At 73.4% G+C, this 21,361-nt stretch carries 21 protein-coding genes; 16 read left to right on the forward strand and 5 right to left on the reverse strand.

Annotated features, from left to right (window positions below):
* The first annotated feature begins 167 nt into the window (after positions 1 to 167).
* Positions 168 to 839 (forward strand): ribonuclease FAU-1 family protein, encoded by a 672-nt coding sequence (locus ACFYYN_RS14065; RefSeq protein WP_500438611.1) that lies wholly within the window; start codon positions 168 to 170, stop codon positions 837 to 839.
* Between the two features lie 21 nt (positions 840 to 860).
* Here ACFYYN_RS14065 and ACFYYN_RS14070 read toward each other — a convergent pair whose 3' ends face one another.
* Positions 861 to 1,805 (reverse strand): helix-turn-helix domain-containing protein, encoded by a 945-nt coding sequence (locus ACFYYN_RS14070; RefSeq protein ID WP_500545974.1) that lies wholly within the window; start codon positions 1,803 to 1,805, stop codon positions 861 to 863.
* A gap of 248 nt (positions 1,806 to 2,053) precedes the next feature.
* Between ACFYYN_RS14070 and ACFYYN_RS14075 the strand changes: the two genes are divergently transcribed.
* Entirely contained in the window at positions 2,054 to 3,253 is a 1,200-nt protein-coding gene (locus tag ACFYYN_RS14075; protein WP_500545975.1) for an MFS transporter, read from the forward strand.
* 74 nt (positions 3,254 to 3,327) lie between these two features.
* Here ACFYYN_RS14075 and ACFYYN_RS14080 read toward each other — a convergent pair whose 3' ends face one another.
* Positions 3,328 to 4,017 (reverse strand): hemerythrin domain-containing protein, encoded by a 690-nt coding sequence (locus ACFYYN_RS14080; protein WP_500545976.1) that lies wholly within the window; start codon positions 4,015 to 4,017, stop codon positions 3,328 to 3,330.
* 427 nt (positions 4,018 to 4,444) lie between these two features.
* On the opposite strand from ACFYYN_RS14080, the gene ACFYYN_RS14085 reads away from it, so the two are divergent.
* Positions 4,445 to 7,528: a helix-turn-helix transcriptional regulator gene (locus ACFYYN_RS14085; protein WP_500545977.1), complete on the forward strand. Its 3,084-nt coding sequence runs from the start codon at positions 4,445 to 4,447 to the stop codon at positions 7,526 to 7,528.
* Positions 7,529 to 7,626: 98 nt separating this feature from the next.
* Positions 7,627 to 8,238 carry a TetR/AcrR family transcriptional regulator gene (locus ACFYYN_RS14090; RefSeq protein WP_500545978.1) on the forward strand — a complete coding sequence of 204 codons (612 nt, stop codon included), beginning with the start codon at positions 7,627 to 7,629 and terminating at the stop codon, positions 8,236 to 8,238.
* On the opposite strand, the gene ACFYYN_RS14095 is transcribed toward ACFYYN_RS14090, so the two are convergent.
* Positions 8,235 to 8,780, reverse strand: a complete 546-nt coding sequence (locus ACFYYN_RS14095; protein WP_500545979.1) for an MOSC domain-containing protein — start codon at positions 8,778 to 8,780, stop codon at positions 8,235 to 8,237. The genes ACFYYN_RS14090 and ACFYYN_RS14095 overlap by 4 nt on opposite strands.
* Before the next feature lie 164 nt (positions 8,781 to 8,944).
* Here ACFYYN_RS14095 and ACFYYN_RS14100 point away from each other — a divergent pair, with 164 nt between their 5' ends.
* From ACFYYN_RS14100 to ACFYYN_RS14110, 3 genes are all read left to right on the forward strand, one after another.
* Positions 8,945 to 9,757, forward strand: coding sequence for a class I SAM-dependent methyltransferase (locus tag ACFYYN_RS14100; protein WP_500546178.1), 813 nt, complete (start codon positions 8,945 to 8,947; stop codon positions 9,755 to 9,757).
* Positions 9,758 to 9,822: 65 nt separating this feature from the next.
* Positions 9,823 to 10,140 (forward strand): hypothetical protein, encoded by a 318-nt coding sequence (locus tag ACFYYN_RS14105; RefSeq protein ID WP_500545980.1) that lies wholly within the window; start codon positions 9,823 to 9,825, stop codon positions 10,138 to 10,140.
* A gap of 307 nt (positions 10,141 to 10,447) precedes the next feature.
* Positions 10,448 to 10,615 (forward strand): hypothetical protein, encoded by a 168-nt coding sequence (locus tag ACFYYN_RS14110; RefSeq protein WP_500545981.1) that lies wholly within the window; start codon positions 10,448 to 10,450, stop codon positions 10,613 to 10,615.
* 111 nt (positions 10,616 to 10,726) lie between these two features.
* On the opposite strand, the gene ACFYYN_RS14115 is transcribed toward ACFYYN_RS14110, so the two are convergent.
* Positions 10,727 to 11,614: a LysR family transcriptional regulator gene (locus ACFYYN_RS14115; protein ID WP_500545982.1), complete on the reverse strand. Its 888-nt coding sequence runs from the start codon at positions 11,612 to 11,614 to the stop codon at positions 10,727 to 10,729.
* Between the two features lie 275 nt (positions 11,615 to 11,889).
* Between ACFYYN_RS14115 and ACFYYN_RS14120 the strand changes: the two genes are divergently transcribed.
* From ACFYYN_RS14120 to ligA, 5 genes are all read left to right on the forward strand, one after another.
* Complete coding sequence (locus ACFYYN_RS14120; protein ID WP_500545983.1) at positions 11,890 to 12,729, forward strand: alpha/beta fold hydrolase; 840 nt, start codon at positions 11,890 to 11,892, stop codon at positions 12,727 to 12,729.
* Positions 12,730 to 12,791: 62 nt separating this feature from the next.
* Positions 12,792 to 13,796: an NAD(P)H-dependent flavin oxidoreductase gene (locus tag ACFYYN_RS14125; protein ID WP_500545984.1), complete on the forward strand. Its 1,005-nt coding sequence runs from the start codon at positions 12,792 to 12,794 to the stop codon at positions 13,794 to 13,796.
* 72 nt (positions 13,797 to 13,868) lie between these two features.
* Positions 13,869 to 14,099 carry a hypothetical protein gene (locus ACFYYN_RS14130; RefSeq protein ID WP_500545985.1) on the forward strand — a complete coding sequence of 77 codons (231 nt, stop codon included), beginning with the start codon at positions 13,869 to 13,871 and terminating at the stop codon, positions 14,097 to 14,099.
* Positions 14,089 to 14,235, forward strand: a complete 147-nt coding sequence (locus ACFYYN_RS14135) for a hypothetical protein (RefSeq protein WP_500545986.1) — start codon at positions 14,089 to 14,091, stop codon at positions 14,233 to 14,235. The genes ACFYYN_RS14130 and ACFYYN_RS14135 overlap by 11 nt, the downstream gene beginning before the upstream one ends.
* A gap of 66 nt (positions 14,236 to 14,301) precedes the next feature.
* On the forward strand, positions 14,302 to 16,335 hold the full coding sequence (gene ligA, locus ACFYYN_RS14140) for an NAD-dependent DNA ligase LigA (RefSeq protein ID WP_500545987.1): 2,034 nt from the start codon (positions 14,302 to 14,304) through the stop codon (positions 16,333 to 16,335).
* 32 nt (positions 16,336 to 16,367) lie between these two features.
* Here ligA and ACFYYN_RS14145 read toward each other — a convergent pair whose 3' ends face one another.
* Entirely contained in the window at positions 16,368 to 17,762 is a 1,395-nt protein-coding gene (locus tag ACFYYN_RS14145) for a D-alanyl-D-alanine carboxypeptidase family protein (protein ID WP_500545988.1), read from the reverse strand.
* 241 nt (positions 17,763 to 18,003) lie between these two features.
* Here ACFYYN_RS14145 and ACFYYN_RS14150 point away from each other — a divergent pair, with 241 nt between their 5' ends.
* The 4 genes from ACFYYN_RS14150 (at position 18,004) to ACFYYN_RS14165 (ending at position 20,786) form a co-directional block, all read left to right on the forward strand.
* Complete coding sequence (locus ACFYYN_RS14150; RefSeq protein ID WP_500327069.1) at positions 18,004 to 18,723, forward strand: SDR family oxidoreductase; 720 nt, start codon at positions 18,004 to 18,006, stop codon at positions 18,721 to 18,723.
* A gap of 43 nt (positions 18,724 to 18,766) precedes the next feature.
* Complete coding sequence (locus ACFYYN_RS14155; protein ID WP_500545989.1) at positions 18,767 to 19,519, forward strand: SDR family oxidoreductase; 753 nt, start codon at positions 18,767 to 18,769, stop codon at positions 19,517 to 19,519.
* A gap of 19 nt (positions 19,520 to 19,538) precedes the next feature.
* A complete protein-coding gene (locus tag ACFYYN_RS14160) occupies positions 19,539 to 20,387 on the forward strand; it encodes an oxidoreductase (RefSeq protein ID WP_500545990.1) in 849 nt (282 codons plus the stop codon).
* Between the two features lie 75 nt (positions 20,388 to 20,462).
* Positions 20,463 to 20,786, forward strand: coding sequence for a PadR family transcriptional regulator (locus tag ACFYYN_RS14165; RefSeq protein ID WP_500545991.1), 324 nt, complete (start codon positions 20,463 to 20,465; stop codon positions 20,784 to 20,786).
* Positions 20,787 to 21,361: the final 575 nt, after the last annotated feature.

A 21,361-nucleotide genomic window follows, 5' to 3' on the forward strand; every position in this document is an offset into this window, starting at 1 on the left:
CGGAAGCGGGGGCACCACCGAGTGAAGCCGAGGTTCGGGCCCGGGGCCGCGTGCCGCGTCGGACGGCCGCGGGGCGGCCACTCGAACGGAGGCCTGGACACGTGCGACGTACGCACACGGCGCCGGACGCACGCTGTCCCACGGCGGACAAGTCGAAGGAGAAGGCGATGAACACCCACCGGGCCGGCCGTACCGCCGTGCGCCGCGATGTGCACCGCAGCGGCCGTGTGTGGAGCGAGCACGCGCTCCGTGTCCTCGCCGACACCGGCACCGCCCTGGTGACCGCCTGTGCTCCCGGCGCGCAGACCCGCTGGCCCGTCGCCTACGCGCAGGCCCGCGCCACCGGCGACCGCACGGTGCGCACCGACGGGATCGACGCCCTCGCCACGGGACGGTGGGAGCTCACGCCCGGGCGGTGGCAGGAGACCGAGCTGCGGATGTGGAAACCGCCCACCGCCTGGTTCAGCGTCAACGCCTTCTACACCGGGGCCGGGCTGCGGAACTGGTACGTGAACTTCGAGCGCCCCACGATCCGGACCGCCGACGGGTTCGACACCTTCGACCTCATCGTGGACCTGCTCGTCGCCCCCGACCTGAGCAGCTGGGAGTGGAAGGACGAGGACGAGTACGCCCACGTCCGCAGGCTCGGCGTCGTCACCGACACCGAGCACCGGGCCGTCGACGCGGCCCGCGAACAGGCGCTGGCGATGCTCGAGGAGCGATCCGGACCGTTCGGCGAGGCCGCCGCGTGGGCGGCATGGCGCTGGGAACCGGCCTGGCCCACACCGCGCCTGCCGCTCGCCGTACCCCAACGCGCAGGCCGTGAAGGTCACTTGTAAGGAGCGCTCGCGGGGACGGGATCAACCCCGCGCGGCCGCCGACCAGTCCCGGGAGGCGTCCGCGCCCCAGCTCGCCAGCAGACGCAGCGCCTCCTCCGACGCCGAACCCGGCTCGGCGTGGTAGGTCGACAGTGACTGCTCCTCGTCGCCGGGGAGCGCGAGGGTCTCGTAGCGGAGGGTGAGCGCGCCCGCCAGCGGGTGCAGCAGCCGCATCCCGCCGTGTGACTTCCGCTTGACGTCGTGGGCGCCCCACAGCGAGCGGAAGTCCGCACTCCTCATGGAGAGCTCCCCGACCAGCGCCGCGAGTGCCGGATCGTCGACGTGCCGGCCGGCGTCCATCCTCAGCTGGCCCACCACGTCGGCGGCCTTGGACTCCCAGTCGGCGAAGAGCCGCCGGGCCGCCGGGTCGAGGAAGGTGATCCTGGCCCAGTTCCGGTCCTCGGGGGCGCGCTCCGCCCAGTCGCCGAAGAGAGCGGACGCCGTGCGGTTCCACGCCAGCACGTCGGTGCGGCGGCCCCACACGTACGCGGGGACGCCCTCCAGGGCCGACAGCAGTTCCCGGAGCTCCGGCCGTACCTGCCGGAGCTCGGGCGCGGGCCGCGGCTTGCGCCGCTTCGGCTTCGCCAGGTGCAGCAGGTGGGCGTGCTCCGCCTCGGAGAGCCTGAGCGCCCGCGAGATCGCGGCCAGCACCTCCACGGACACGTTGCGGCCGTTGCCCTGCTCCAGGCGCGTGTAGTACGCCACGGACACCCCGGCGAGCTGTGCCAGCTCCTCGCGCCGCAGGCCCGGCACCCGGCGCCGGCCGTACTCGGCGAGCCCCACGTCGGCCGGCTTCAGCCGGGCCCTGCGGGTGCGCAGGAACTCGTTGAGCTCCGAGCGCGCGTCGAGGTGCCGCCCGGCGCCGGGTCCCGGACCGGGGTCCGGCCCGTCTCCCGGGCCGGTGCGGAGGTCGGGGTGGGTGGCCATGCGCTCCAGTATCACGCCGGATGCCGGGGCGGAGCCTGTCCCTGCCGGTGGTACTCACCCGGGACGTGGGCAGAGCGGGGCTCTGGGTGACGTCGTACGGCCGGAGCAGCCTGAACGAGCCCTGGAGACGACCACCCGGGGTCACGCCATCCCGGGGACACGCCCTCCGTTCCCGCTCCGGATCGCGTGCCGCTCGACCCGTCCGCCCGTGCGGCGTCGGGTCACACACAGCCCATGGACCACGAAGAATGACGGAAACGACCACCACAGGTCCGTCCACCCCAGCGCGCGGACGGGACCTCCTCCCCGGGAAGGCCCTCTTCGGCCTCTTCCTCAGCGGGTTCGTCGGCATCCTCACCGAATGCCTGCCCGCCGGCCTGCTGCCGCAGATCAGCGGCACGCTCCACACGAGCGTCTCGCTCACCGGCCAGACCGTGACCATCTACGCCCTCGCCACCGCGATCGGGGCGATCCCGCTGACCCGGGCGACGGCGAGGTGGCCCCGCAAGAACGTGCTGCAGCTCGCGCTCGGCACGGTCGCCGTCGCCAACGCCCTCACGGCGCTGTCCGACGACTACGCGCAGACCCTCGTGATCCGCTTCGCCGCCGGCCTCGGCACCGGGCTCGTCTGGCCCCTCCTCGGCGGTTACGCCGCCCGGCTCGCCCCCGAGGGACGCCAGGGCCGCGCCATCGCCATCGCCCTTGCCGGAACCCCCGTGTCGCTGGCGCTGGGCGTCCCGCTGGGCACCTGGCTGGGCGCCCTCGGCGGGTGGCGGCTCGCCTTCCACGCGTCCGCCGCCCTGACCGCGCTGACCATGGTGTGGATCCTGGCGACGCTGCCGAACCTGCCCGGCCGGCCGGCCGACGAACGCTTCACGGTCCCGCAGGTCCTGCGCCTGCCGGGGCTGCGCACCATCCTGTTCGCCCTCGCCACGTACATGGTCGCCCACAACATCCTCTACACCTACGTCACCGACCTCCTCGGGTACCTGGGCATGGGCGGCCAGGCGGGATGGGTGCTGTTCGCCTTCGGTGTCACGTCCATCCTGAGCGTCATCGTCGTCGGCACCCACATCGACCGGCACCTGCGCAGGCTCGTCGTGGGCAGCACCGCGCTGTTCGCGCTCACCGTGCTCGTGCTCGCCGTGTGCTCCGGCGTGCCCGCGCTGGCCTACGTCGCCGTCGCGGCGTGGGGCTTCGCCTTCGGCAGCTCCCCGAGCCTGTTCATCGGCGCCGCGATCAACGCGACGGGGGCGGCCGCCGACGTCGCGCAGTCGATCACGATCACGGTCTTCTCCTCGTCCATCGCCCTGGGCGGCCTCATCGGTGGCCTCCTGGTCGCGGACCTGGGGACCGCGTCGATCACCTGGGCGTCGCTGGCCCTCCTGCTCGCCGCCGCCGCGGCCGTGACCGGGGGCAGGAGGCACGCCTTCCCCGCGGGCGCCTGAAGCCGGGGCCCGAGGCCGGGCGGCCGACGCCGCGGCGGGGCGTACCGCGTACGCCCCGCCCGACGGTGACCGGGTCAGGCCCCGACGCGGGGCGGGGTCGGCGTCCCGTACACGCGCTTGGCGTGCAAGGCGTACAGGCGCGGGGCCAGCAGCGGCATGACCAGCCGGGGCGCCAGCGGGGCGTGCGAGAGGACCGCCTTGATCACCTCGGGGTCGCCCTCGTACATCACCATGCCGAAGGCCAGCGGCAGGTCCTTCTTCGGGCTGTTGGCCATGCCGTGCTCACCGAGCTCCGCCCACTCCGCCGCGGTGATGAACTCCTCGGCCAGCGGGAGGATCTCCTTCTCCTCCAGGGCCATGTGCTCCAGGAGCCGGCTCAGCAGTTCTTCGAGGGCCGCGGCGAGGGCCTCGCCGTCCTGGGCGGTGGAGCGCCACCCCGCCAGGAGCGCGGTCACCCCGGTGAGGGCGGTGTCGATGCCGTGGTGCTGCGCCTCCATCGTGGGCACGATGGCCGCGGTCCGCTCACCGCCGCGCTCCAGGAGGCGCGGCCACACCACCTTGTCCTCGCCCTCGTGGTGCAGGTGCAGGATCAGGCACACCTTGTCGGCATGGTCCGCCACGATCCCGGCGCGCCGGGTGTCACCGGCCTCCACGTCCCGGACGAGTTGCGGGAGCAGGCGGAACTCCCGTCGCATCATCGTGTGCGCCATGAACATGTCGCGCACATCGGCCATGGTCTCGCTGACTGTCGGTACTGCTGCCACTGCTGGAGCCTCGATTGGTGGGTGATCGCGGAAGGGAGCTTCGGATGCTGTCAGCGGCAGCGGCCTGCGCACATCGGGAGAATTCCCGATCCTGCGGCGGAGTCCGCGCCGCACGGCCGCACGGCAAGCGCCGGAGGGCGGTCGGTAGTTCTCCCGATGCGCGGGACAACCCGGCTGCGCCAGCATCGGAAGGGCTCCACCCCGACGGTCCGTCGGAGCCGCGGATTCGCGGGGACCCCCGCCCGCGAACGCACCCTGTGGTCGAGCCGGTCGGGGGCTCGCCACGGGGGTCGCTCCCGGCCCCACGGGCGGGGAAGGACCCGTACGTTGCTACCCTTCGGCGAGAATTGTCCGCATGACCACGACGGGGCACGCCGCCCCCGGTACCCGGTGGTCACCACCCACAGGTCCCCACAGGTCCCCTCGGATGAACGCATCCCTCCCGGCACAGACCCGCGTCAGCCCCGTCTTCGTGGGCCGCGAGGCCGAGCTGGCCGAGCTGCTGCGGGCCGCCGGGGCCGCGGACGGCGGCGACCCCCAGGCCGTCCTCGTCCGGGGCGAGGCCGGAGTGGGCAAGACGAGGCTGGTCGGGGAGCTCCTGCGGTCGCTGGAGCCGAGGGCGGCCGTCGCGGCGGTCGGTGGCTGCGTCGAGGTCGGCGGCGACGGCCTGCCCTTCGCCGCGTTCTCCGAGGCCCTGCGCGTGCTGTGGCAGCGACTGCCCGACGAGGTGCGCGCGGCGAGCGCGGGCCATGAGGACCTCCTCGCCCGGATCCTGCCCGACCCGGGCGGCGTGACGCCCGTCGACCACCGGGACGACGACGTGACGCGGCTGTTCGAGCTCACCACCCGCGTCCTGGAGCGCCTCGCCTCGGACCGCCTGGTCGTGCTCGTCATCGAGGACCTGCACTGGGCCGACGCCTCCACCCGCAACCTGCTGGGTTACCTGTTCCGCACCAGGCGCCGCGGCAGGCTGCTGCTCGTGGGGACCTACCGGTCCGACGACGTCGACCCCCGGCACCCGCTGCGCCCGCTGCTCGCGGAGCTGGGCCGGCTCAGGTCCGTACGCCGTGTGGCGCTCCCCCGGTTCACCCGGGGCGAGGTCGGCGGACAGCTCACCGGCATCCTCGGGGCGCCACCGGACCCGGCGGTCCTCGACGACGTCTTCGCCCGCTCCGACGGCAACGCCTTCTTCGTCGAGGAGCTCGCCGGCGCCGGCCGGGAGCGACCGGGCCCGGGGCTCCACGACCTCCAGGAGTTCCACGACGTGCTGCTGACCAGGCTGGAGGCGTTGCCGGAGACCAGCCGGCGCATCCTGCGCACGGCCGCCGAGGGCGGGACGGTGACCGGGTACGCACTGCTGCGGGAGGTGGCGGGGCTGCCCGAGGACGAGCTGATCGAGGGACTGCGCGCGGCCGTCCTCGCCCACGTCCTCGTCCCCGAACCGGGCGGCGCGGACTACCGGTTCCGGCACTCGCTGGTGCGCGAGACCGTCAGCGAGACCCTGCTGCCGGGCGAACGCGCGCTGATCAACCGCCGGTACGCGCAGGCGCTGGAGGCCGACCCCACGCTCGTGCCCGCCGTGGAACTGTCCTGCCGTCTGGCCCGGCACTGGCACGCCGCGCAGGACTCCGTGAAGGCCCTGCGGATGAGCGTCGCGGCGGCCGAGGAAGCGCGTCACTGCTACGCCTACGCCGAACAGCTGTGGCACCTGGAACGGGCGCTCCAGCTGTGGGACCGGGTCCCGGACGAGGCCCGTGCGGCCCTGCCCGGCCCGCGCTGCCCGCAGACGTACCCGCGCGGTGGCGCCGGGCACGCGGGGCCCGGGCTCGATGGGACCGGGCCCGCCGCGCCCCGGCTCGACGGGAACGGACGCCTCCGCCTGGAGCTGCTCGCGACCGCCACCGTCGCCGCGCTGCACAGCGGCAGCCTCGACACGGCACTGCGCCTGGCCGACGCCGCCCTGGAGGGCCTTCCGCCGGAGGACGAGCCGCACCGGCTGCGCGCCGCGTGGTTCCGCACCCAGCGGTCCCGGCTGATCCAGGGGCTGAACCGCGGCGACGGATGGCAGGACCTCGAGACGGCGCGGAAACTGGTCGACGGGCTGACCCCCTCGCTGGTGCACGCCGACGTCCTGGTCCACATCGCCAACTGGAGCGCCGTCCATCGCCCCGGTACGGACCACCGGGCTGCCACCGACGAGGCCGTGCGCTACGCGGCCGCCGTGGGCGCCGAGGCACTGGAACTGCACGCCCGCATGACCAGGTGCCTGCTGGACGCCGGGACCGACCGCGAAGGCGCCGGCATCACCGAGCTGTACGAGGTCAGACGGCGGGCGGAGGAACTGGGCGAACTCGGCATCGCCGGGCGGGCGAACCAGAACCTGCCGTCGATCCTGGAGGGCATGGGCCGTTCCGAGGAGGCCGTCGCGGCCGCGGACCACGGCATCGCGCTGTGCCGCTCGCTCGGGCTGGCCGACCACGAGGCGTGGGTGCACTCCAACAGGGCGATCAGCCTCTTCTCCCTGGGCCGTTGGGCGGAGTCCGAGGCGGCCCTCGACGAGGCCGCCTCGGTCGCCCGGTCGCACCTGCCGCGCTGGACGTTCGCGGCCCGCCGCGCGTACCACCTGCTCCACCGCGGTGACGCGGACGGCGCCGCCCGGCAGTTGGCGCTCGCCGAGCGACTGCGCGGCACCGAGCGGCTGCGGGCCGAGCTCCTCGTCGCCCTCAGCCACTGCACGATGGAGATCGCGGCCGCCCAGGGCCGTCTCGCGGACGCCCGGGCCGAGTTCCTGCGGGCCGACGCCGAGGGCCTGACGACCGGACCCGTCCGCTGGTCGCTGCCACTGCTGCGCACCGCGGCGGCGGTCGAGGCCGAGGCCCGTCGGTCCGCCGCCCTCGGCGGGGCCTCGCCCGAGGTCCTCGCCGCGGTACGCCGCGCCGCCGGCCGGCTCGACGTCGCCTTCCCCGTCTGGGCGGCGTACGAGCGGCTGCTCCACGCGGAGTTGGGACGCGCCGAGGGAGCCGACGACCCGGCCCTGTGGTCGAAGGCCGTGGCCGACTTCACGGCGGCCGAGCGTCCCTACGAGACGGCGGCGGCACTCCTCGGCGAGGGACGCGCCCTGCTCACCACCCACCGGCACCGCGCCGCGGCACTCGACCGGCTCGGCCGGGCACGGCGCATCGCCACCGGCCTCGGGGCGGGCCTGCTCCTCGCGGACGTCGAAGCGGTGACGCGCCGGGCCGGCACGGGCCCGGCGGACGAACAGGCCCCGCCCGCGACCGCCGCCACCGCGGCGGAACCGGCGACGCCCTTCGGGCTCACCCCGCGCGAGTCGGAGGTGCTGGGGCTGGTCGCGAGGGGGTACAGCAACCGCCGGATCTCCGAAGAGCTCCACATCTCGCAGAAGACGACGAGCACGCACGTCTCCAGCATCCTGGCCAAGCTGGGTGCCTCCAGCCGCACCGAGGCCGCGGCGATGGCGCACCGCCACGGGCTCCCGTCCTCCCCCTGACGGATCCCGCATTCGGGAATTCTCCCGATGCCCGGGACGACTCCGGCCTGCCGGCATCGGGCCCGACGTCACAACATGCTTCGGCCAGGAGTCCGTACGTGAGGCACGACCACGACCCGCCGCTCAGGGAGCGGGTGGACGCCGCGCGCAACCGCGCCGCGATACTCAAGGCAGCCGCCCGTCTCTTCGCCGAACACGGCGCGGACGGCGTCTCCATGGACCGGGTCGCCGCCGCGGCGGGCGTCGGCAAGGGCACCGTGTACCGCCGCTTCGGCGACCGGTCCGGACTGGCCTCCGCGCTCCTGGCCGCCCGCGAACGCGAACTGCGGGAAGCCGTCCTCGACGGACCGCCGCCACTCGGCCCCGGAGTCCCGGCCGAGGACCGCCTCGCGGCGTTCGTCACCGCCTACTTCGACCACGTGGCCGGGCACCTGGACCTCCTCCGCGCCTCCCAGACCGCGCACCCGGGCGCGCGCCACCGCACCGCCGCCTACCGCTTCCGGCTCGACCACCTGACGACCCTGCTCGCCACCACGCCCGACCCGCCCACCCTCGCCCACACCCTCCTCGCCGCCCTGTCCGCGGACCACGTCGGCGCCCTCCTCCCCGAACTGGGCGCCCACAGGATGCGCACGAGCCTGATCCGCCTGGGCGTGGCCTGCCGCGCCGAGCAGGGCGCACCGCCGGGCCCGGCGCTCCCACGGCGCTAGACGCGCTCCAGGGGTCGGTGCGGGGTGGGCGGGAGTTCGGCCTCGACGGGGTCCTGGGGGCGGACGACTCCGCCGCGGCGGACCACGCCCATGACGCCGGACTTGAAGGTGAACTCCCCCGACACCGGGTCCAGGGCGAACATCTCGCCGAGCAGGCTCTTGCGGAAGTCGTTGATCTTCGAGCAGGGGTTGCGCAGCCCCGTCACCTCCACCACGGCCTCGTCGCCGAGGTGCAGCAGGGTGCCGGTGGGCAGGCCCAGCAGGTCCACGCCGCGGGTGGTGATGTTCTCGCCGAGCCGGCCGGCCGAGACGTCGAAGCCCTTGAGCGCGAGCTCGTCGAAGAGTTCCTCGTGCATCAGGTGGACCTGGCGCAGGTTCGGCAGGTCGGGCTCGTAGGTCATCCGGAACTGGTGGCGGATCGTCTCGCCCGCGTGGACGTCCCCTTCGACGCCGAGCCCGGCGAGCAGCGTGACGGAGTCACGGTTGGGCTTGCTGAAGGCGTACGTCGCGTGGCGGCTCACCGCCGTGACCCGGCCGGCCATGTCCCATCCCCACCTGTCCTCGGTCCGCGTGGCAGGCCGATCCTAGCCTCGAGCTCTCACGAGGTGGGCTGCCCGTAGGCGATCAGCCCCCGCCACCGGCCCTGGACCGCGGTGATTAGGCTGGCGCGGTGACTGATGAGCAGGAGCGGGTCCAGCCGTCGGGAGTGTGGGCCACGGCTGTGGGGGTGGCCAGGGTGCGCGCGCTGGAGACCGAGCGGGAGAACGCGCTGTTCCGGGACCCACTGGCACAGGCCTTCGCCACCGCCGGCGGCCTGTGGCCCTCCTCGCCGCCGCCCGGTGACGAGACCGCGCGACGCCGCCGGCTGGCCGTGTCGTTCTCCATCGTCATCAGGACGAAGTTCCTCGACGACCTGTTGCAGCAGGCCTCCGCGTCCGGGGTCCGGCAGGTCGTGCTGCTCGGCGCCGGCATGGACAGCCGGGCCTTCCGGATGGACTGGCCCGAGGGCACCCGGCTGTTCGAGGTCGACACCGCCGCGCCACTGGACTTCAAGGCTTCGGTGCTGCGCCAGGAGGGGGCCGTCGCACGCTGCGAGCGGATCACCGTCGCGGTGGATCTGCGTGAGGACTGGCCGGGCGCGCTGGCCGCCGCAGGGCACGACCCGGCCCTGCCGACCGTGTGGATCGCCGAGGGACTGCTGATCTATCTGCCCGAGGACGCGGTGGAGCTGCTGCTGGCCCGGATCAGCGCGCGGTCGGCGCCAGGCAGTCGGATGGGGCTGACGTTGGGCTCGCGTGGCGTGATCGAGCGCTTCGGTGCGGACGCCGTGCCGGGATCGGCGGCGTCCATGTGGGTCTCGGAGATGCCCGACGACCCGGTGGGCTGGCTGGCCGGGCACGGCTGGGAGGCCGGCAGCCACACCCTGCGCGAGCGCGCTGCCGCGTACGGCCGCCCGATCGGCACCCCGCCGCAGGGCGAGGAACGGCCCGGCGGACTGATCTCGGCGGTCCGCCGGTAGAGCGCGTTCCGGTTCCCTGACGACCGACGGACCGTCACGAAACACCAAGGCCGGATACTCGGACCGTGGACAGCTACGCGGGGGCGGCGACGCTCGAGTGGTGGGCCAACCGGTCTACGTGCCTGGGCTCGTTCGAGGTGCACGTCGAGATCGAGGTCGCCGGCTCCACCTGGACCTGCCGGGCGACACTCGCCGGCCCGCTCTCGGGGGACGAGAAGGAGGGATTCGACTTCCTGATGGCCCTCGACCGGGTCTTCACCCTGCGCCTCGACGCGAACGGCACGCTCCTGGTCGACGTCACCGAGGTGGACGACGGCGGCAGGCTCGCCCTCACCGCGCATGAGGCAGCGGAATCAGGCGGCTCCCGGCAGTTGTGGCACTAGGTCGTGTCGTCAAATGAGCTCCCCCAGCTCCGCTGGGGGGTGCCCCCAGGTGCGGTGCATCGCAAGGCGGAGAGCCGTCCTCGTAGTGGGCTACTCGGACGATGCGACGACTCCCCCCGGGCCGAAGGCTGGGGGAGTGCCGTGCCTGGGGGCACCTCCCAGCGCCGGCAGGGGGAACGGCGCGGGGTGGGGGCACCCCCGGCCGAAGGTTGGGGGAGGGCAAGTGACGACACGGCCTCGCACCCGTTCAGTGGCCCACCGGGTCGGCCTGCACTCGCCGTCATCTCCGTTCTAGATGACCGGCATCATGATTCAGCTCGACGCGGGCGCCCGGTCACGGCTCAACAGCGCCTTCATGGCGCTCTTCTTCGCGGGTGGCGTACTCGGCGCCCGGCTCGGGTCGCTCGCCTACCACGCCGGCGGCTGGACGGTGGTGAGCGTCCTCGGTGCCGCCCTGTCGCTGATCTCCCTCTGATCTCTCTCGCCTACTGGGCGACGGAGCGCCGCCCCGCCCGCAAGGACACCGTGGCCACGGACGCGCCGGCCGTGATCCGGTGACTCCCCTGGCCGGCGGGCCCCGCCGTGCTCATCCCGTCGACTCCGCCGCCGTCCGGGGGGTGATGTGCCGCAGCAGCGCCTCGACCGCGGGCGACATGTCCCCCCGGCGGCGGACCACCATGACCTTCCAGGCGGGGGCGTGCTGCACGAACCGGCGTACGGAGAGGTCCGGGAACCGGGCCGCGATCGACGCCGGCATGATGCACACCCCGAGGTCGTGCCGGACCAGCTCGGACGCCGCCACGATGTCGTTCACCTCGAACACCGTGGACCGCTCCGCGGCGGCGGCCCGGAAGGCCCGGTCCACCGAGTAGCGAATGGCCCAGCCGGGCAGGAAGTCCACGAAGGGCATGCCGGAGATCTCGTCGAGGCGCACCAGGTCCTCCTCGGCGAAGGCACGCGTCGGCGAGGACACCAGCAGCATCTCCTCGCGCGACAGCAGACGGGTCACCAGCCCCCGTTGCTGCTGCCGGTCGAGCGCCACCACGCCGAGGTCCACCGTGCCCTCGCTCAGCGCCTGCCGGACGTTGGCCACCGGTGCCTGCTGCAGACGTACGCTCACCCCGGGGTGCTCCGCGCGCAGCCCCGCCAGGGCGCGGTGCAGGCCGGCCCAGACGCCCTGCATGATGGCGACCGTCACACGTCCGCGCACCTCACCCCGTACGGCGTCGACCACCGCCCGCGCCTCCTCGGCCGCGCGGAGCGCCGCACGGGCGGCGGGCACGAACGCCTCCCCCGCCGGGGTCAGCGACACGCGGTGCGTGGTCCGGTCGAACAAGGCGCTGCCCAGTTCCTTCTCCAGCGCCCGCACCGTGCCGGACACCGCGGACTGCACCACGTGCAGCCGCTGCGCCGCCGCCGTGAACCCGCCCTCCTCGGCGACCGCGACCACCACTTCCATCTGCCGTAGGTCCATGCGAACCGCCGCCGTCCCTTTCCCGTGGCCCGAACCGGGCGGTCATCTCCACCGGTGATGACCCACGCTGTCCAGCATCGCATCCGGTGACCGGAGCGCACGGCGACGTCACGACTGCCCGGCACGCCGCGAGCACGGCACTCACCGCGAAGCGGCCGATCCACAGGGTGACCGGCCACGGGGAATCACCCCGCCGGGAACAGCATCGCCTCGCGTGAAGTTGCACAAACCACCACATAGCAGCACGGACGGCACCCACTCCGAGGCGAATGCCCATGCGAGCGGAGCAGCACATCGTGACACCGGACGCCGACATCGCCTTCTGGGACGAGGGGGACGGCGAGGCGGTACTGCTCGTCCACGCCTCCTTCGGCGCCGACTGGTTCGCACCGCTCGCCGGGCTGCTCCCCGGCCTGCGGGTCGTACGCACCCATCGCGCCGGGTACGGCCGGAGCCGGGACCTGAGCGGCCGGCTGGGCGTCACCGACCACGCCCGGCACCTCGCGGAGGTGCTCCGCGCCCGGGGGATCGGGCAGGCGCACGTGGTCGGCCACTCGACCGGCGGCAGCATCGCCCTGCAACTGGCCGCCGCGCACCCGGAGCTCGTCTGGTCGATGGTGCTGCTGGAACCGGCGTTCCCGTACGCCCCCGACGAGCCGGAGAGCGACGCCATGCGCCGCGCCGTCGCCGCCGCGGAGGAGGGCGACCTGGCACGGGCCTACGGCTTCTTCCCGGGGAGCGTGTGCGCCCCCGGCTACCTGGACGTCATGACCCGTGCGCTCGGCACGGAGGGCTTCAGGAGGTCGGTGCTCAGCGGCAGGTACTTCTTCGACCACGAGCGCGCGGCGTTCGCCGCGTGGGACGCCGACGCCGCCGGCCTCGACGGCCTGCCGCAGCCGGTGCTCCTGGTGGCGGGCGGCGAGGGGGAGCGCCTCAACAGCCCCTACCGGGCACGGAACCGCGCGCTGGCCGGACGGCTCGCCCGGGCCCGGCAGGTGACGCTCCCGGGCGTCAGCCACGCGATGCCCCTGGAGGACCCCTCCCTCGTCGCGTGGACCGTCCTCGACTTCATCCGGCGTCACCCCGTGGAGGCGGGGCATCGGCCGTCGGGGTGACGCTCCGCCCGCCTGACGCGTCGCAGCGGCGACAGCGCGACGGCGGGCGCTTGCATCAGCACATGGCGACCGTACCCATCCCGCTGCGCACCCCGTTCACCGACCTCGTCGGCTGCGACGTGCCGATCCAGCTGGCCGGCATGGGCTGGGTGAGCGGGCTGGACCTCGCCGACGCGGTGTCCGCGGCAGGGGCGCTCGGCATGGTGGGCTACCCGATGGTGCCACCGCCCGTGCTCACCGACCTGCTCGACGCGGTACGGCGGCGCACCTCCCGCCCGGTGGGGGTCAACTTCATCCTGCCGCTGCTCGAGGACGAGGCGTGCGTCGACGTCGCCGCGGAGCGGATGCCGGTCGTCGAGTTCTTCTACGCGGATCCCGTCCCCCGCCTGGTCACTAGTGCCAAGCGCGGCGGGGCGCTGGCCGCCTGGCAGGTGGGTTCGGTCGAGGAGGCCCGGGCCGCGGCCGACGCCGGGTGCGACTTCGTCGTCGTCCAGGGCAGGGAGGCGGGCGGTCACGTGCGCGGGGTGCGGCCCCTGCTCCCGCTCCTCGACGAGGTGCTCGACGCGGTCGACGTCCCCGTCGTCGCGGCGGGCGGCATCGGCACCGCGCGGTCCCTCGCCGCGGTGCTGGCCGCCGGGGCGCACGCGGCCCGTATCGGCACGCGGTTCGTCGCCACGCACGAGTCCGACGCGCACCCGCGGTACAAGGAGGCCCTGATCAGGGCGGGCGCCGGCGACACCGTGCTGACGACGCAGTTCTCGACCGGATGGCCGGACGCGCCGCACCGCGTCCTGTCGGAGTGCGTCGAGCGCGCACGTGCCCTGGACACCGACATCGCCGGCGAGGCGGTACTGGGCGGCGTGCCCGTACCCGTCCCGGCGTCCAGCCCGGTCTGCCCGCTCCGGACCACGACCGGGCACCTGGACGCGATGGCCCTCTACGCGGGCGAGGCGGTCGGCACGGTCTCCCGCATCGAGTCGGCCCTCGACGTCGTCCGCGAACTCGCCGACGGGGCCGCCCGGCTGCTGTGCAAGGCGTCCGGCGGCATCGGCAAGGAGCCCGCCTGAGCACCGTACGATGCGCGTGTGCGCTACTTGGCGGAGTCCTTCGCTGTCGGGGCCCTGAGACGGGGCCGTCCGGTGGAACAGTTCCTCGGGCCGATCGGTGCGCCCGAGCGCCCTGGCGTCAGGGTCGTCGAGGTCCGGCCGGTGAAAGCGGTGTACGAGGTCCACGTCCACGACCTCGAGGACGTCGGGCACGCGACTTTCATGGACCTGGTCGAGTTTCCGCCGCTCGACCCGGAAGCGGAGGAGGAGGCGTTCGGCCGCCTCGTCGGCACCGCCGACGATCCGCGCGCTGGTGACCGCTGAGGAGCGCACGGGTGCGCTGCGGTCGCGCTGGGTCAACCAAGGCATCGTGCAGGACGAGTACGGGGACTTCGTAGCAGCGGGCCGGCCCGCGCTCATGCGCCCGGACGGGCAGCCGTGGCCCGCCGGCAGCCGCTGACGGGCCCGGCCCGACCGGGCCCGCTTGACCGGCTCACTGTCAGACCCGTGCACCAAGATGTGGCACATGACGACAGTGATCGCTGCCCCGCTGATGTCCCGTGAGCACTACCGCTCCGCCGTCGACACGGCCCTGCAGGCGTGCGCCGCCTACTACGCCGACGGGACGAGCCCGCTCGACGACGCCGCGTACGACCTGCTGGCCGGGCGCATCCGCGACTACGAGCTGGACCACCCCGAGGACGTCCGGGAGGACTCCCCCACGGGCAAGGTGGGCGGTGGCGCCGCCCCGGCGGGCGATGTCGCCCACACCGTTCCCATGTTGTCCCTCGACAATGTGTTCAGCCCCGAGGAACTGGTGAAGTGGGACGCGTCCGTCGCCCGCCGGCTGGGCGCACCGGTTCAGGGCGGCTACGTCACCGAGCCCAAGCTGGACGGCGCGGCCATCGCCGCCCGGTACGTGGACGGGCGCCTGACGCAGCTCGTCACCCGGGGCGACGGCACCTCCGGCGAGGACGTCTCCCATGCGATCGGGTCGATCGTGGGCCTGCCCCTGGAGCTGAACTCACCGGCCACCTTCGAGGTGCGCGGAGAAGTCCTGCTCACCCGGGAGCAGTTCGCGGCGGCCAACGCCATCCGCACGGCCCACGGGGCGAAGGTCTTCTCCAACCCGCGCAACGGCACGGCCGGGACGCTGCGCGCCAAGGACCGCCCCTACGTGATCGAGACGACCTTCTACGCGTACGGCGTGGTCGGCCTGCCCGCTGACACGCACACGGAGATGATGGAGGCGGTCGCCGCCGCCGGGGTGCAGACCACGGCCGCGACACCGGCCGGGCCGCGCGTCTGCCGCACGGTGGAGGAGGTGCAGCGCCGCGTCGACGAGATCGCCGGGCTGCGCGCGGAGCTGCCGTTCGGCATCGACGGCGTCGTCATCAAGGCCGATGCGGTCGCCGAGCAGGAGAAGGCCGGGTTCGCGACCCGCCACCCGCACTGGGCGACGGCGTACAAACTCGCCGCCGCCGTACGGCAGTCGAAGCTCCTCGCGGTGGAGTGGAACGTCGGACGCACCGGCATCATCGCGCCGCGGGCCGTGCTGGAGCCGGTCGAGGTCGACGGCAGCGTCGTCAGGTACGCGACGCTGCACAACCCGAAGTTCATCCGCGACAGCGGCATGATGATCGGCGACACCGTCATGGTGTGGAAGGCCGGCGACATCATCCCCCGCATCGAGGCACCCGTGGTGGAACTGCGCACGGGCGACGAGACGCCCGTGGTGTTCCCCGAGTCGTGCCCGACGTGCGGCGGCGAGATCGACACCTCCGGCGAACGGTGGGAGTGCGCGGGCGGCACCGGCGGCGGATGCGGGCTGCTCGCCGCGCTGCGGTACGCCGTGGGCCGCGACCAACTCGACATCGACGGTCTCGGCATCACCTACCTGGAGGCCCTCGTCGACGGCGGCGCGGTCGCCGACGTGGCCGACCTGTTCGGCCTCACACGTGGGCAACTGGTCGACGCGACCCGCAGCGAGAAGCGCGCCGACACCGTGGTGGCGCAGATCGAGGCGGCCAGGGCCAAGCCCCTCAAACGGGTGTTCTGCGCGCTCGGCATCGTCCGCACCGGCCGTACGCTGTCACGGGAGATCGCCCGCCACTTCGGCACGATGGACGCGATACGCGCCGCCGACGCCGACGCCCTGGCCGCGGTGCACAAGCTCCCGGCGGCCAACGCCCCCAAGATCGCGGCCCACATCGCGGCCATGGGACCCGTCATCGACAAGCTCGTCGCCGCGGGCGTCACCATGACCGAGCCCGTGGCGCCGGCCGCCGCCGCCACGCCAGGCGAGGCGAAACCCCTGGACGGTCAGGTCGTCGTCATCACGGGCGGCATGAACGGGCCCCTCGCCGGCAGGAACCGCAACGAGATGAACGACCTCGTCAGCAACGCCGGCGGCACCTCCTCCGGCAGCGTGTCGAAGAAGACCACCATCCTCGTCGCGGGCCAGGGCGCGGGCTCCAAGCTCGCCAAGGCCCAGGAACTGGGCACGAGGGTGCTCAGCGAGCAGGAGTTCGCCGACCTGGTCGCCGGCTACCTCGTCTAGGGATCCGGGGAGCGCTGCCGGTGTGACCCGCGTCAGCCGAGGCGGGTGAGCTTCGAGCCGATCGACGGCGAGGACAGGTGGCGGCCGAGGGCGACGGGCACCTTGACGGCGCTGTCGTCATCCCCGACGGTGAGGGTGCCGATGGGGGCGCCGGCCGGCGCCGCGTGCGGGACGCCGTTCTCGGGGGCGTGCAGGGAGAGGCGGACCTTCAGCCCGCTCCAGCCGATCGCCTGGACGTCCTCGGCCGCCATGACCTCGGTGCGGCCGCCGAGGCCGTCGTCCACGTAGCCGACGACCTCACCCTTCCTGACCACCGTGTCCGAGGCGAGGGCGCCCAGCGCGGCCTGGAGCAGGGTGTTGCTGCGGCCCAGCACCGTGTCGAGGATGTCGGCCTTGTGCTGCCCCAGCATCGCTCCGATGACGAGCTGCTGCGTGCCGCCGAGCTCACGGACCGCCGCGAAGAGGAGGTTACCGCCCGCCTTGGTGCTGCTGCCGGTCTTGATGCCGACGACGCCGCCGGAGCCGACGAGCTGGTTGACGTTCCTCTGGACGTCGCCGTTCAGGTCCATGTACCGGGTCTTGGCGGCGAGTTCCGCGAAGACCTCGTCCTTCATCGCCGCGTGCGCCAGCTTGACCTGGTCGCTCGCGGTGCTGACGGTGGTCGCCTCCAGGCCGCTCGGGTCGGTGTACGTCGTGTCGTCCATCCCGAGTTCCCTGGCGGTGGCGTTCATCTTCCTCACGAACGCCTCCTCCGTCCCCGCGTCCCAACGGGCCAGCAGGCGGGCGATGTTGTTGGCCGAGGGCAGCATGACGGCCTCCAGCGCCTCGTACTCGCTGAGCTTCTGCCCTGCGGTGACCTTGACGACGGACTCCCCCTCCGTCTGCCCGCTGCCGAACTGGTCCTCGGCCTTGCGGTCGACCTCGACGGTCTTGCCCTCGCCGTCGTCCCCGATGGGGTGGTCGCGCAGGATGACGTAGGCCGTCATCACCTTCGCGACGCTCGCGATCGGCACCGGCCGCTGCACGCCGAACGTACCGATCCGGCCCAGCCCTTCGGCTTCCAGGACCGCTTGGCCCTCGGCGGGCCACGGCAGCGACGGTCCGTCGCCGCCGAAGGTGTAGGAGGGCGCCGCGGTCAGCTGCAGCGTGGGCGCCGGCAGCGGGCGCAGCGTCTGGACCACGCAGAAGACCAGCGCCAGCAGCACGACCACCGGAAGCCAGAGCCTCACCGGGCTCACGGGGGTGCGCTCCTCCGCGACCGGTGGCGGGGGCGGGGGTGGCGGAGGAGGGTTCGTCAGCTCGTCCAGCAGGGTCCGGCGCTCGCCGGTGGGCACGGAGGGCCCCACCGCGCTGTTCGCCTCGTCCGGGTCCGCCGTCCGCCCCGACGACTCCTGCTGATCCGCCCCGCCGGGAGACTCGCCCGCCACGCCGACCTCCTCCACGACACTCCGCTGCCGAACCCCAGTTTCCGGACCGTGGCGGCCACGGCATCATGAGCGCCGCCAAAGGGGTGCCCGCCCTTCCGGTGGTGGCCGCAACCCGGGCGATATACGTTCGAAGAGGTGCGTTCGAAGAGGTCGAGGAGGCAGGACGGACGGCCACGGGCTGCCGTGGCGGGCCGTGAGCGCGCGTCCCAGCCCCGAGACCCCACGCCGGGAAGGTGCCTCCATGAAGGTCCAAGGGTGCGTTGCCCTCGTCACCGGAGCCAACCGCGGGCTCGGTGAGCAGTTCGTGCGGGCGCTCTTCGAGGCCGGGGCGGCCAAGGTCTACGCGGGAGCCCGCGACCCCGCGAAGGTCGCCGTCCCCGGCGCCGTCCCGATCGCGGTGGACATCACCGACCAGGATTCGGTCCGTGCCGCGGCCGAGCAGGCCGGGGACGTGACGTTCCTGATCAACAACGCGGGCTCGACGACCCGTGCCAACGTCCTCACCGCCGACCTCGACGCGTTCCGTACGGAATTCGAGACGCACGTCCTCGGCACCCTCGCCATGAGCAGGGCGTTCGCGCCGGTCCTCGGGCGCAACGGGGGCGGCGCGATCGTCAACGTGCTCTCCGTGCTGTCCTGGGTCTCCATCCCGCGCACCGCCGGGTACGCCGCCGCCAAGTCCGCCGAATGGTCGATCACCAACGCCCTGCGGGTGGCGCTCGCCGAGCAGGGCACGCAGGTCACCGCGCTCCACGTCAGCTACCTCGCGACGGAGATGGCCGCCGCCGTGAGCGGTCCGAAGGCCGATCCCGCCGCGGTGGCCCGCGCCACCCTCGACGGCGTGGCGGCCGGAGCGGACGAGGTGCTCGCCGACGACGTCACCCGGAAGGTCCAGGCGGCCCTGCCCGGCGGCCCCGGCCAGCTCTACCCGCAGCTGCGCGGCGGCGAGCCGCTGGTCTGACCCCACCCGACGGGACGGACGGCTACGGCAACCGGAGGTGCCCATGACGGACGGCAAGGCGTCGCACGACCCCCCTGACCTCGCCGGCCAGACCGTCGTGGTGATCGGGGCCAGCGCGGGCATCGGCTTCGAGACCGCGCGCCGCGTACGGGCCGGTGGCGGCGAGGTGGTGCTGGTCGGGCGCAACCCCGAGCGGCTGCGGAAGGCCGCGGACGAGCTCCGGCCCCTGAGCACGGCGGCCTTCGACGCCACCGACACCGACCGTCTCGCGGAGTTCTTCCAGGGCCTGCCCGGCACGGTCGACCACGTGCTGCTCACGGCCGGCAGCCCCTTCTACATGCCGCTCGCGGACATGGACCTCGGGGAGGCACGCCGCCACTTCAGCGAACGTCTGGCCATGACCTTGGCGGTGGCGCTCTACAGCGCCGACAAGGTCCGCCCCGGCGGCACGCTGCTGTTCATCGGCGGCACCGGCGGCCGGCGCCCCGGCGTCGGCCTGGCCGTGACCTGCGCGCTCACCGCCGCCCTTCCCGCCCTCACCGCGAACCTGGCGCTCGAGCTGGCGCCGATCCGCGTGAACCTCGTCGCCGCCGGCTTCGTGGACACCTCCCTGTCGGCGTCGCTCCTGGGTGACCAACTCGAGGCCCGGCGCGAGGAACTGCGCGCCAAGCTGCCCATCCGGCGGGTCGTCGGCCCTGCGGACGTCGCCGCCCTGGCCACCCACATCATGTGCAACGACGCGCTCACCGGCGGGACGTACGACATCGACGGCGGCCAGAACCTCATCGCGCACTGACTCCAGGAGGCCGGCAGTCATGATCACATGGTTCATCACCGGCGCGGCCCGCGGATTCGGCCTGGAGATCGCACGTCAGGCGCTGGAACGCGGTGACCGCGTCGTGGCGACGGCACGGGACCCCCGGGACGTGGAGAAGGCGCTCTCCGCCTACGGCGACCGGGTGCTCGCGGTCGCGCTGGACGTGACCGACGAGCCGCGGGCCCGTGCGGCGGTCGACGCGGCCGTGTACGCCTTCGGCAGGATCGACGTCCTGGTCAACAACGCGGGCCGCGGTGTCCTGGGAGCGGTCGAGGAGACCTCCGACGCGGCGTTCCGGTCGGTGTACGAGACGAACGTCTTCGGTCTGGCCAACGTCACCCGCGCCGTCCTACCGGTCATGCGCCGGCAGCGGTCGGGCCGCATCCTCAACCTCAGCTCCATCGGCGGTTTCCGAGGCGCGCCCGGCTTCGGCGTCTACTGCTCCACCAAGTTCGCGGTGGAGGGGCTCTCCGAGGCCCTCCACGACGAACTGGCCCCGCTGGGCATCCACGTCGTCATCGTCGAACCGGGTTATTTCCGCACCGACTTCCTCGACGCGTCCAGCCTGCACACCGAGGGTCAGGTGATCGCCGACTACGCCGCCACCGCGGGTGCGGTGCGCGACGCCGTCCCCGGCCTCAACCACGGCCAGCCGGGGGACCCGGTCAAGGGCGCCCGGGCCATGATCGAGCTCGCCGACTCCGACCACCCGCCGATGCGGGCCCAATTGGGCAGCGACTGCGCCGCCGCGATGGACGGCAAGATCGTCCAGCTCCGCAAGGAAGCGGACACCTGGCGGGCCCTGGCCCTGTCCACCGACCACGACGACACCAAGTCGGTGGTCTGAGCCGCGGGTTGCGCTCCGTCGTCGCTTCACGACGATCCCTTGCCGGGTCAACTCTAGCTATATAGAGTTCTCCGCATGACCCGGTCCCGACGCCCCTCGGCGCAGACCATCGCGGTCGTGCTGGCGCTGGCCGAAACCCCGACCGACTGGCGGTACGGCTACGAACTGTGCCGCATGCTCGACATCCGGGCCGGGTCGATGTACCCGATCCTGATCCGGCTGGCCGACCGCGGGCAGCTGGAGACCACGTGGGAGTCCGACGCACCGGCCGGACGGCCCCCGCGGCACCTGTACCGTCTCACGGGCGCCGGCTTGGCGCTGGCCGCCGAACTCGCCGAGCAGGAACGCGGCACCGTCACCGAACGGTCCCGGCGGCATCTGGGGTGGGAGGGCGCATGAACCGCACGGGCCGGCTGGGCGCGGCGCTGGTGTGCGCCGCCGTCGACGCGGCCTACGTCCTGCTGCGGAACGCTCCGCCAAGCACCCACGCGGGCACGGGCCTTCCACCTGCTCGGCCAGATGCTGGCCAAGGTCAGGTCCGGCCTCACCGACGGCGCAGGGACGCCCTCCTGATCCGTCAGTGGCCCTGGGTCGGACGGCCCTCCCCGCTTCGCAGTCGTGCCTGACGGGCGGCTTCGACGTAGCGGGGCGCGAATTTCATCGCATGTGCATCCGGCACGTCGTACGGAGACCGACAGTATTCCGGTGCGAAGCTGTCGCCGTCCTCGTGGCACAGGTGACAGGTGGCACACCACTCGGTGAGCCAGCCATAGGCGACAGCGTGCACCCCGTCGATATCTCGTCGAGTGGACCATCCACCCGGTACCAGCGGTGGAGATCCCTCGCCGCGCACTGCGGGCAGGGCGCCGCGAGGTCGGCGGCGGCAGGCTCGGCGTCGAAGGCCGCTCTCCAGGCGTATCTCCAACCCCAGCGGGGGCCGTAGTTGCGAGGGTCACAAGGGTTGGCATGCCCGG

The organism is Streptomyces sp. NPDC001902, assembly GCF_042891295.1.
Classification (GTDB): domain Bacteria; phylum Actinomycetota; class Actinomycetes; order Streptomycetales; family Streptomycetaceae; genus Actinacidiphila.